An 11,430-nucleotide genomic window follows, 5' to 3' on the forward strand; every position below is an offset into this window, starting at 1 on the left:
GTCAGGAGTGGAAGTGCAGTAATGTATGGAGCGGACTGATACTAATAGGCCGAGGGCTTGACCTTAAATGTTAGGTAACCTCGAAAGATAGCTTGCGAGTAGGATTGTTCAGTTTTGAGGGTGTAAAGAATTAAATTACACTTTCAGATTGTGAATGAGAAAGTAAAGCACACGAAGTGTGCAGGTAAAGTTTTCTTTGCATACTTTCTTGTACACAAGAAAGTATGCACCATTAGCTCAGTTGGTAGAGCAACTGACTCTTAATCAGTGGGTCCACGGTTCGAGCCCGTGATGGTGTACCAGATTCGGTGCGCTGTGGGTTCGTAACAAAATCCACAGCGAAACCGAGATACCGGAAGTCTAACTGTTATGGCCCGTTGGTCAAGCGGCTAAGACGGCGGCCTCTCACGCCGCAAACGGGAGTTCGATTCTCCCACGGGTCACCAATCTTTTATAACAGTGCTGACGGTATAACAAAGTAGCAAACATAGTAATATGTTTCTAAATAAGGTTTCTTTTGAACAAGAGCGCGTAAGCGCAGGTAAAGTTTTCTTTGCTTACTTTCTTGTTCACAAGAAAGTAAGTGCGTGATTATTGTGACGAGGGTACACCTGTTCCCATTCCGAACACAGTAGTTAAGCTCGTTTACGGTGACAATACTTGGCTGGTGACGGCCCGGGAAGATAACTCATCGCGCACACCGAACACCGACTCGAAAGAGTCGGTGTTTTGTTTTCGTTAAGAAGTCCTTGTTCACTGGAATTCACCTCTCCTTATATGATATAATAGTCCAAATTGTATTTTATCGCGAAGCAGGGGGTCGAGAATGAACAAAATTTTGAAAGAAAAAATCAGCGAGTCGGTGTCGTCTGTCCTGCCGATCACGATCATTGTACTGCTGCTCAGCGTGACGATCACACCGATGCCGGTCGGCACGATGGTGCTGTTTTTAACCGGTGCGGCGCTGCTCATCGTCGGCATGGCATTGTTTTCACTCGGCACGGACGTATCTATGACGCCTATGGGCGAGGGCATCGGCGCACAGCTGCCGCGCACGAAAAATCTGTTCATCGTGATACTCATTACGCTCATCATCGGCATACTCATCACGATCGCGGAGCCGGATCTGCAGGTGCTGGCCGGTCAGGTGCCGTCCATTCCGAACAATGTGCTGATCTGGACGGTCGCGGTCGGTGTCGGTCTGTTTTTCGTGTTGGCTATGCTGCGTACGCTGTTTAAGATTCGTCTGTCGCTGCTGCTCATTGTGTTTTACGCGGTGGTGTTTATCCTGTCGGCTTTCGTGCCGAACGAGTTTGTTTCTGTGGCGTTTGACTCGGGCGGTGTGACCACCGGACCGGTCACCGTACCGTTCATCATGGCGCTCGGTGTCGGTTTAGCTTCCATCCGAGGCGATAGCGGCGCACAGGAGGACAGCTTTGGTCTGGTTGCGCTGTGCAGCATTGGGCCGGTGCTGGCGGTGCTGCTGCTTGGCATTTTCTATCCGACAAACGGCGCAGGCTACACGGCAGTGACCGTGCCGGACGTGGAGGACACTCGTCAGGCAGCGCACACATTTGTGGTGGAGCTGCCCGCGTACATACACGAGGTGTTGTCCGCACTGGTACCAATCATTCTGTTCTGCGCGGTGTTTCAGCTGATTTTCCGTAGATTCCATGCCATGCAGCTTAGAAAAATCGGCGTGGGTTTTGTGTACACATTTACCGGTCTGTCGCTGTTTTTGACCGGTGTAAACGTCGGATTTATGCCCGTGGGCCATTATCTCGGACAGCAGCTGGCGCTGAGCGGACATGAATGGGTGCTGGTGCCGCTCGGCATGCTCATCGGCTATTTTCTGGTAACTGCGGAGCCGGCTGTGCATGTGCTCAACCGGCAGGTCGAGTCCATCACAAACGGCGGTATCTCGCAGAGAGCGATGATGCTCAGCCTGTCCATCGGCGTGGCCTGCTCGGTCGGCATGGCTATGCTGCGCGTATTGACAGGCATTTCAATCTATTATATACTGGTGCCGGGCTATCTGGCCGCACTGGGACTGACTTTCTGTGTGCCGAAAATTTTCACCGGCATCGCATTTGACTCGGGCGGCGTTGCGTCCGGTCCGATGACGACCACATTCTTGCTGCCGTTTGCCATGGGCGCGTGTGAAGCGCTCGGCGGCAACGTGATGACGGACGCCTTTGGTATTGTAGCCATGGTAGCCATGACTCCGCTGCTTACCATTCAGGTGCTGGGTCTCATCTATAAAAAGAAACAGAACAGCGAGGATGCGTCCGATGTTTCCGCAGAGGATGAGGACAGTATCATCGTTTTGGAGGGAGCAGAGCATGAGTGAAAACCGACCGCAGATGACGGTGCAGAGCGCGGTAGAGGTCGTGGCGGCCGTTGTTGACGTGGAGCAGGGCGAAAAGGTGCTGCGTATCTATCGTGAGGAACAGGCGCCGGTGGACTTTGTGTGCATGGCACACGGCACGGCGCGCACGGAAATGCTCGACCTGCTCGGTATCGGTGAAACGGCAAAGGCCATTGTGATGTGCATGGTCAGCCGTCAGACCGGCGTTCGCCTGCTCAAAAGGCTCGGACGTGAGCTGGAAATGCGGTATCCCGGACGCGGAATCGCGTTTACCATTCCGATTACAGGCATTGGTCTGCGGTGGCACAAGCTGCTGACCGCTGCAGATGAGGAGCAAAAGGAGGTCAGCAGGATGCACGAGACAGAGAAGAACGACGGTTTTGATGTTGTAGCAGTTGTGATGGAGCGCGGCTATACCAACGTGGCGATGGATGCGGCGCGAAAGGCCGGTGCGCGCGGCGGCACGGTCATTTCCGCGCGCGGCATTGCGGAAAATGAGGTCAAGCGGTTTTTCGGTATTGAAATTCAGGCCGAAAAGGAAATCGTGTTCCTCGTGGTGCGAAGCAACGAGAAACAGCAGGTTATGACGGCGCTGATGCAGGCGGTCGGAATGAAGACCCGCAGTCATGGCATTGTGCTGTCAATGCCGCTTTCGGCAGCCATCGGACTGGCGGATTGATAATGGAAAATGGAGAATGGAAAATAAGCGTCTGACGTTTGCTTTCTGTTCTCCGTTTTTTATTGTGTTATTTGGCGGGAAACGGCGGGACACCATCTCGCTCTGCACAATTTATCCCGCAGGGGAGCACAGCGTGCACTCGTAACACAAAAGAGAGGAACGCACCCTTCAATTTCCAATTTCCATCTTCACTCTGATAAAATAGTATGATATAATGAGGGCAGTAATTTTCACAGGGAGAACCCCTGACAGGAGTAGATAACCATGATAAATGAGCACATGATGGATTTAGGCAGCCGCCGTTCGACAATCCGCGAGCTGTTCGAGTACGGCAACAGCCGTGCGGCGATCGTTGGCCGCGAGAACGTATTCGATTTCTCGATCGGCAACCCGAACGTACCCGCCCCGGAGGCAGTTCGTCAGGCGATTTACGTCGAGGCGGCAGGTGATCCGGTTGCGCTGCACGGCTATACCTCGGCACAGGGGGCCGCAGATGTGCGAGGCGCACTGGCGGACAGCCTTAACAAGCGTTTCGGCACGGACTACACCGGCGACAGCCTGTACCTGACTGCAGGTGCGGCAGCCGCACTCTCTTGTGCGTTCAAGGCGATCGTCTGCGAGGGTGACGAGATTATTGTGTTTGCGCCGTATTTCCCGGAATATAAAATGTTCATCGAAAGCGGTGCCGGTGCCAAGTGCGTCATTGTGCCGCCGTCTATCGCGGATTTTCAGATTGACTTCGGTGCTCTCGAACAGCGCCTGAATGAGCACACCAAGGCGGTTGTTGTCAACTCGCCGAACAACCCGTCCGGTGCAGTGTACTCCGAGCAGACCATCAAGCGCCTTGCCGACATGCTGCGCGGCAAGGAGAAGGAATACGGTCACCCGATTTACCTCATTTCGGACGAGCCGTATCGTGAGATCGTATATGATGGCGTGAAGGTGCCGTTCGTGCCGCATTTCTACGACGATACCATTATCTGCTACTCATACTCCAAGTCGCTGTCGCTGCCGGGTGAGCGTATCGGCTATGTGCTCGTGCCGCCGGCAGCCGCCGACAGCAGAGAACTGTATGCCGCTGTCTGCGGTGCAGGACGCGCACTCGGTTATGTTTGTGCGCCGAGTATGTTCCAGCGCGTGGCGGCACGCTGCGCCGACCAGACCAGCGATATTGCGGTCTACCAGACCAACCGCGACCTGCTCTTTAACGGTCTGACCTCGATGGGGTATCACTGTGTCAAGCCGGACGGCGCGTTTTATCTGTTCCCGCAGACACTCGAGGAGGACGACCGCGCCTTCAGCGAACGCGCAAAGAAATATGACCTGTTGGTCGTTCCGGGTGCGGATTTCGGTGCTCCCGGTCATATGCGAATTTCTTACTGTGTGAAAACCGAGACCATCGAGCGTGCGCTGCCGCTGTTTGAGCGACTGGCGAAGGAGTATCACTGATTTATTATGTAAAGTTCACAAGTGGTTTCGGTTAATTATGTACAAGATGCCAAGCAACACTATGCAATCTGTACAAAATAATAGCACCTGCATTGTAGGATATTCATAAAATCTTGCTCTTGTATTCTTTTCAGGGAAAGTGTATTATAATACCAGAGATCAGGAAAGGATCTCAAAAATACAATCACTTGAATTACTGAAAAGGAGTGCAAAGATTATGGGTATGAGAAATTTCTTCAATGGACTGGTAAACGCTCGCATGGTAGAACTGGAAAGCGAACACATCAACGCTAAGACCATGAACCGTACCAATCGTCGCGGCAAGTAATCGTCTGATTAAAAAACATCACACGAGGAGCCGTAACCGTACATGACAACTGAAGACAGTAAGTGAAACCCTTCCGAGGACAACATTCGGAAGGGTTTTTCTTTTGATGAAGGCAACACCGCACAATTAAAGCTGCGGCGCTTTACGGAAATTTTGTGTCCTGATGTCGTTCCGGCTTTGCGGTAATACACAAAGTATTACCGCAAAACCGCGCCTAATCAGTACGCAAAATTTGCTCGTAAATCGCTCTTGTTCAATTATGCAGTATTGCCTTATCCGGTCGGATGCTCCTGCGCGAACTCAATCTGGCGGCGGAAGAACGCAGCGCGTTCATCGAGTGTGGACGGCCGGATGCTGTGCTTGCCGCAATCCGGGCAGACGCAGGTTTCAGCGCTGCCGAAGAAGATAAAGTGGCAGCATTTGGTGTCGCAAGTGTAGATCATGGCTTCACCTCTCTTTTACTGAGGACAGTGTACCACAGAGAAAGTCCGATAAAACTCCCTTTCTTGCAGGAGCATGGGGAAGTATGGTATACTGATAGCACCAATCATAAAAAATTTGTCTGGGAGTATCAAAATGGGGGAACAAAAACGCAGTCTGTTACGTCAATTATATTTACCGGCGGTTTTATGCACCGCTCTCTGGGGCAGTGCGGCGCCGTGCGTCAAGCGCGGGTACGAACTGTTCGCTGTTTCGGCTGACGCGCCGTTTTCGCAGCTGGTGTTTGCCGGCTGGCGGTTTGCGCTGGCGGGAATTCTTGTGCTGCTCGTGACCCGGCTGAAAGGGCACCGAATCGTGCCCAAACGGGACGAAATCAAGCCGATTCTGGCAATCAGCCTGTTTCAGAGCATGCTGCAGTATGTGTGCTACTACATCGGTCTGAGCGGTACGACCGGCACCAAAGGCTCGGTGCTCTCCGGCACGCAGACGTTTTTTGCGCTGCTGCTGGCGCATTGCCTGCTGCCGAATGACAAGCTCAACCGACGGAAAACGCTTGGCTGCATCTGCGGCTTTGCGGGCGTGCTCGCGCTCGGACTGGGCGGACTAAACGGCTTCAACCTCACCGGTGACGGTCTGGTGCTGCTGAGCGCGGTCTCGGCGGGCGCGGGTGCGCTTGTTTCGCGCATTTACACGCCCGGCCGTGATCCCATGCTGCTGACCGGCTGGCAGCTGCTCATCGGCGGCTGCTTCCTGCTGGGTGTCGGCACGGCTGGCGGAGGCGCACTCGGTCGGGTGACACTCGGCGGCGTTCTGCTGCTTGGCTACATGATCGCGCTGTCTGCGGCAGCGTTTACCATCTGGACGGCGCTTTTGGGCAAATTTCCGGTCGGAAAGGTCAGTCTGTTCGGCTTCCTGATTCCGGTGTTCGGCACGCTGTTCTCCGCGCTCGTGCTCGGCGAGAATATCTTCACCGCACGCAATCTGGCGGCGCTCATGCTGGTCAGCGGAGGTATTGCGGTCGCAAACTCTGCAAGTACGAAAAAATAACACCGCAGACGGAATTGCGGTGCATAAAGGGTTAATCTATGGTATTTAGTTCTGCAATTTCGCTGTTTTTCTTTGTGCCGATCGTGTTTCTGCTCGATCGCAGGCTGTCGAACGTGGATGTGAAAAACACCTGGCTGCTCCTCGCAAGTCTGGTGTTCTACTCGTTCGGACAGGTGTATTACCTGCCGCTGCTGCTGCTCTCGGTGGCGCTTAACTACGTTTGCGGACGGCTGGCCGCAGGAAAGTACGCCAAACTCGGTGTCACACTCGCGGTCATCGGCGGGATAGGGCTGCTCGCCGTGTTCAAGTACGCGGATTTCGCTATCCGCACAGTGAACGCACTGTGCGGGCTGCACCTGCCGCTGACCGGCATTGCGCTGCCCATCGGTATCTCGTTCTTCACCTTCCAAGGGTTAAGCTACGTTATTGACGTGTACCGGGAGCCGCAAACGGTCTCGCACTCGTTCAAGAAGGTGCTGCTGTACATCGCGTTTTTCCCGCAGCTGATCGCCGGGCCGATCGTCAAATACCACGACATCGAGCGGGAAATCGACAGCCGCCGCACCACACCGCAGGAGACCGCGCTTGGCATCCGCCGGTTTATCTGCGGTCTGAGCAAAAAGCTGCTGCTGTCGAACGCGCTCGGTCAGATGGCGGACACGGTGTTCGCGCTGCCTGCCGGAGAAATCGGCATGCTGGCAGGATGGACGGGCGCCATTTGCTACACGCTGCAGATCTATTTCGATTTTTCCGGCTACAGCGATATGGCCATCGGTCTCGGACGCATGTTCGGCTTCCATTTCCGCGAAAACTTCAATTATCCGTACACTGCGACCACCATCAAGGAGTTCTGGCGCCGCTGGCACATTTCGCTGTCCGGCTGGTTCCGCGACTATCTGTATATTCCGCTTGGCGGCAACCGAAAGGGGAATGCGCGGACGTGGCTCAACCGTTTTCTCGTATTTTTCGCAACCGGTCTGTGGCACGGCGCAAGCTGGACGTTTGTCCTCTGGGGACTGTGGCACGGCTTGTTTTCCGTGCTTGAGGACTGCGGTGCGATTCCGGTAGACAAGCTCAAGGGAAAACGAATCGGACAGCTGTACACGCTGCTCGTGGTCGTGCTCGGCTTTACGCTGTTCCGTGCGGACACGCTGACGCAGGCAGGTGCCATGTATGCCGCGATGTTCTCCGGTATTGGTCTGCACTGGCTGGGCACGGCGGCTGTCTGGGCAAAATTTACGCCTGCGTTTGCACTGACGCTGTGTCTTGCGCTGCTCCTGTGCACGCCTGTGGCCCGTGAGCATACGCCGAAACGTGAGAGTGTGACGTTCATCGGCTCTCTGGCTTTGCTGCTGCTGTGCATGATGTACCTTGCGGCAGACTCGTTTAATCCGTTCATTTACTTCCGATTTTGAGGTGAAATATGAAATATAAATGGTTTACAGCGGCGTTTTTGTCGCTGTGCCTGATTCCGGCGGCGGGTATGCTCGTGCTGCCTGAGCAGCAGGCGGCAGGCAATGAGCATCTCACGCCCAAGCCGAGCCTGTGGAACGCGCAGACCGGCTGGAACGCGGAGTTTCTCGGCGACCTGACTGATTATGTTGCTGACCATTTCGGCTTCCGGCAGGAGCTTGTCACCGCGAATGCCGCGCTGCAGACCAGGCTGCTGTGTACCTCGCCTGCCGAGGACGTCATTTACGGCACGGACGGCTGGCTGTACTACGCGAAAACGCTCGATGATTATCAGAATCACGCAACGCTGACCGAGAGTGAGGCGCAGCAGTTGGCGCAGACCGTAAAATCCATGCAGGACTACTGCGAGAGTCGCGGCGCACGCTTTCTGTTCACGATTGCGCCGAATAAAAGCTCGCTTTATCCGGAGCACATGCCTGCGCGCTACCTGACCGAGGACGCGGACGGCAACTATGAGCGCGTGCTGCCGTATCTTGAGCAGGAGGGCGTGAACTACGCCGACCTGTTCTCTGTGTTCCGCGCACACGCGAACGTGCTGTACTACAAGACCGACTCGCACTGGACGAACCGCGGCGCCGCGCTCGCACACGATTATCTGATGAGCACGCTCGGTCTGCCGCATACGGAATTTACGGATGAGGAATATACGACCGAGCGGAGTCACAGCGGCGATCTTTACCAAATGCTGTACCCGAAGGGCACGCAAAAGGAGGAAACGCAGGTGTATCGGACCTCGTTTTCGTATGTGAACCAGCCGCGCTCGGACGAGGATATCCTCATGCAGACCACACAGGAGAATGCGCCGAACGGCCGTCTGCTGCTGTGCCGCGATTCGTTCGGCAATGCGCTGCATCCGTTTCTCGCGGAGGATTTCCGTGAGGCGATCATCACCCGGCAGATGCCGTATCCGCTGGAGCAGGTGCAGGAGGGCGATACGGTCATCATCGAGATTGTCGAGCGAAATCTGCCGAATATACTAAAATATTCACCGGATTTGGGGAACAAAACCGAACCGTAATCCGTCTAATCAGTAGCTGCAATAGAAATAAACAATATGGAGGAAATTTTATGAAAAAGCTGACAGCCATGCTGCTGGCACTAACGCTCTGCTTTGGTCTTGCTGCGTGCGGCGGCAACACCGCACAGGATGATACCAAGGACGAGAGCCAGACCGTCCAGACCGGCAAAACCGAGGATAAGAAGGACGAAGCGAAGACCGAGGAGAAATCCGACGAGACCAAGACTAAGACTGACGATAAGACCTCGACTGACAGCAAAACCGAGGATAAAACCAACGAAACCAAGCCGGTGACGAGCAGCACGAACACCACGACCGCAAAGCCGTCTGCCCCGGCGGGCACGAGCAAGCCGTCTGCCTCGACGAGCAAACCGGCGGCATCCGCTCCGGCAAGCAAGCCGGCACAGAGCAAGCCTGCGGCAAGCGCTCCGGCTGAGACCAAACCCGCAGAGCCGGCGAAGCCGACTGCCTCTCAGGCGAGCGGGTACGTCGGCTCGTCCGCATCCGCACTCGAGAGCGCACTCGGTGCACCGACATCCAAGAGCTATTCGCCGAGCTGCATGGGCGAAGGTGAGGACGGCATCTGGACGTACGACGGGTTTACCGTTTATACCTATAAAGAGGGCGGTTCGGAGACTGTCGAAGCGGTTCAATAAATTAGCAGTTAGTAATCGACGATACGGTTTTATGTTTCGTAGGGGAGGCCAGTGGCCTCCCTTTTTCGCGTTCTGCAGAGGTAAAATAAAAGGGCAGACCGGTGGTCTGCCCTATGGGAGATAAAATTCCCGATTACTGATTCATCAGAGAATGCGTCGCTGCGGTTTATTCGCTACCTGCTTTACGGCCTTGCACGGCACGCCGATGGCAAGCATACCTGCCGGTACATCCTCCGTCACAACGCTGCCTGCGCCGATGACGGCGTTATCGCCGATGGTGACGCCCGGGCAAATCTGCACGCCCATGCCAATCCAGACGTTATTGCCGATGGTGACCGGCTTGGCATATTCCAGTCCGGCGTTGCGCTGTGCAACATCGAACGGATGGCCTGCGGTCGAGATACAGCAGTTCGGGCCGATGAACACATGGTCACCGATGGTGACCGGTGCCGCGTCCAGAATCACAAGGTTATGGTTTGCATAAAATGCACGGCCGACACGCGTATGGCTGCCGTAATCGACAAAAAACGGCGGCTCAATGACAATATCGGGCGCGCAGGAGCCTAAAATGGTATGCAGAAGGGCGCTTTTCTCCTCTTTCTGGGAGGAACGGAGTGCATTGTAATCCATGCACAGATCGCTGGTCTGCGCACGCGCTTCAAGCAGTGCCGGGTCGTTATTGGCGTCATACAGCAGGCCGGAAGCGGCTTTTTCGAGTTCGGTCATCGTCAGGGTTCCTCCTTAATTCTGGTGGCGTACCAGTTCATAATCATCGCCGGAGCGGTAGTACGGACAGCTTTTGCCGGTCTGCATCAGGCGGTAAAATTCGTCCTCATCCAGATAGGCTTCGCATACATATTCATCCATTTCATCATCGTAGACGTTGTAGGCGCAGTCGTCACAGGTTCCGGTCATCGGTCGGCGCTCCTTTCCATTTGGTCGATTGCGGACTGCAGAATAGCCTCGGGGTCGTTGCCGCAGATATCGAGACACTCCGCATAGATGAGTCGGGTCTCGCGGATACCGAAGTATTCTTTGGCCATAGCGGACAGATAGTCGAAGCTGAACCGCGGGTCGTACGCGCCGCCTGCGGTGGTGATGTAGGTCAGACTGCGGGCGCGGCACAGGCCGCATGACTGTCCATGGTCGTTGTAGGCGCTGACAATGCCGGTGACATAAATGTTCTCGATGTAGGTCTTCAGCTGTGCCGGAAAGCCCAGATCCCAGTAGGGAGCGGCAATGATGATATCGTCGGCATCGGCGAACTGGTGGGCATAATCGAACATCGGGTCGTGCCATTTGCCGCCGGCAATGAGCGATTCGCGGTGAGCAAGCCGTTCACGGTCGAGCGGGACGAGCGGCTGATCGTATACGTTTAGCTCGGTGACGTCGCTTATGCGCGCGAGATAGGCGCGCGCCAGCCGTGCCGTCCGCGACTCTGCCCGCGGACAGGCGTTGATGTAGAGTGTCATGGTATCCTTCCTTCTTCTTGTTCCTAACTATATAGTATAGCAGAAAAATGAGGAATTAGGAATTAGTAATTAGAAATTATTGTGAGGATGAATCGTTTACCCTGGGGTGCTCCGGTCGCGCTGCGGGCGAACAATGTTCGCCCCTACGGTAAAGATATAACAAATAGATTAGTGTATGTTAGCGTATGTTAGTGTGGGTAACAGGTTGTATATATGTAATAATCTGTATATCAACATACACTATCATACGGTAAGCTTTTTATAGAGCAGTGCACTGCACACCTGTATCAAACGACATGCAGAGATAAAACGAAAGGGCAGACCAATGGTCTGCCCTTTCGGAAGGTTATCGCTAATCTTTAATTACTAACTACTGATTATTCAGCCCAGTACTTCGCAACATGTGCCTTGGTAACCTCGGCGGCCTTCTTGATATTCTCCTCGTTGGACAGCTTGTAGTAGTCCGGACGGAACACCTCCATGGTGCAAACGTCGCCTT

The 11,430-nt window shown here is 54.5% G+C and carries 11 protein-coding genes, 2 tRNA genes and 1 rRNA gene; 10 read left to right on the plus strand and 4 right to left on the minus strand.

What is annotated here, in order from left to right; translation table 11 throughout:
• The first annotated feature begins 226 nt into the window (after positions 1-226).
• From ACWVX6_RS10315 to ACWVX6_RS10340, 6 genes are all read left to right on the plus strand, one after another.
• Positions 227-302: transfer RNA gene (locus tag ACWVX6_RS10315), tRNA-Lys, on the plus strand.
• A 69-nt stretch (positions 303-371) separates the two neighbouring features.
• Positions 372-446: transfer RNA gene (locus ACWVX6_RS10320), tRNA-Glu, on the plus strand.
• A gap of 137 nt (positions 447-583) precedes the next feature.
• A 5S ribosomal RNA gene (gene rrf, locus ACWVX6_RS10325) occupies positions 584-700 on the plus strand.
• A 126-nt stretch (positions 701-826) separates the two neighbouring features.
• On the plus strand, positions 827-2,350 hold the full coding sequence (locus tag ACWVX6_RS10330) for a DUF1538 domain-containing protein (protein ID WP_455153094.1): 1,524 nt from the start codon (positions 827-829) through the stop codon (positions 2,348-2,350).
• Positions 2,343-3,047 (plus strand): hypothetical protein, encoded by a 705-nt coding sequence (locus tag ACWVX6_RS10335; RefSeq protein ID WP_188886877.1) that lies wholly within the window; start codon positions 2,343-2,345, stop codon positions 3,045-3,047. Before ACWVX6_RS10330 ends, ACWVX6_RS10335 begins: the two co-directional genes overlap by 8 nt.
• A 264-nt stretch (positions 3,048-3,311) precedes the next feature.
• On the plus strand, positions 3,312-4,496 hold the full coding sequence (locus tag ACWVX6_RS10340) for a pyridoxal phosphate-dependent aminotransferase (protein WP_455153095.1): 1,185 nt from the start codon (positions 3,312-3,314) through the stop codon (positions 4,494-4,496).
• Between the two features lie 600 nt (positions 4,497-5,096).
• Here ACWVX6_RS10340 and ACWVX6_RS10345 read toward each other — a convergent pair.
• On the minus strand, positions 5,097-5,267 hold the full coding sequence (locus ACWVX6_RS10345) for a hypothetical protein (protein WP_455153096.1): 171 nt from the start codon (positions 5,265-5,267) through the stop codon (positions 5,097-5,099).
• Between the two features lie 133 nt (positions 5,268-5,400).
• Here ACWVX6_RS10345 and ACWVX6_RS10350 point away from each other — a divergent pair, with 133 nt between their 5' ends.
• Genes ACWVX6_RS10350 through ACWVX6_RS10365 form a run of 4 tightly spaced genes read left to right on the plus strand, consistent with a single transcriptional unit; the run spans position 5,401 to position 9,459 of the window.
• The gene (locus ACWVX6_RS10350) at positions 5,401-6,312 is read left to right on the plus strand and encodes a DMT family transporter (RefSeq protein ID WP_455153097.1); all 912 of its coding nucleotides are present in this window, start codon (positions 5,401-5,403) and stop codon (positions 6,310-6,312) included.
• Between the two features lie 38 nt (positions 6,313-6,350).
• Entirely contained in the window at positions 6,351-7,727 is a 1,377-nt protein-coding gene (locus tag ACWVX6_RS10355) for an MBOAT family O-acyltransferase (protein WP_455153098.1), read from the plus strand.
• A gap of 8 nt (positions 7,728-7,735) precedes the next feature.
• On the plus strand, positions 7,736-8,803 hold the full coding sequence (locus tag ACWVX6_RS10360) for an alginate O-acetyltransferase AlgX-related protein (RefSeq protein ID WP_455153099.1): 1,068 nt from the start codon (positions 7,736-7,738) through the stop codon (positions 8,801-8,803).
• 50 nt (positions 8,804-8,853) lie between these two features.
• Positions 8,854-9,459, plus strand: coding sequence for a hypothetical protein (locus ACWVX6_RS10365; RefSeq protein WP_455153100.1), 606 nt, complete (start codon positions 8,854-8,856; stop codon positions 9,457-9,459).
• A gap of 144 nt (positions 9,460-9,603) precedes the next feature.
• Here the strand turns inward: ACWVX6_RS10365 and ACWVX6_RS10370 are convergent, their stop codons facing one another.
• The 3 genes from ACWVX6_RS10370 to ACWVX6_RS10380 are packed head-to-tail and all read right to left on the minus strand — an operon-like array spanning position 9,604 to position 10,931.
• Positions 9,604-10,185, minus strand: a complete 582-nt coding sequence (locus tag ACWVX6_RS10370; RefSeq protein ID WP_455153101.1) for a sugar O-acetyltransferase — start codon at positions 10,183-10,185, stop codon at positions 9,604-9,606.
• A gap of 15 nt (positions 10,186-10,200) precedes the next feature.
• Positions 10,201-10,374, minus strand: a complete 174-nt coding sequence (locus tag ACWVX6_RS10375; protein WP_165815537.1) for a DUF6472 family protein — start codon at positions 10,372-10,374, stop codon at positions 10,201-10,203.
• Positions 10,371-10,931, minus strand: coding sequence for an NAD(P)H-dependent oxidoreductase (locus ACWVX6_RS10380; protein ID WP_455153102.1), 561 nt, complete (start codon positions 10,929-10,931; stop codon positions 10,371-10,373). Before ACWVX6_RS10380 ends, ACWVX6_RS10375 begins: the two co-directional genes overlap by 4 nt.
• Positions 10,932-11,430 lie beyond the last annotated feature (499 nt).

It is taken from the genome of Butyricicoccus sp. (assembly GCF_977037065.1).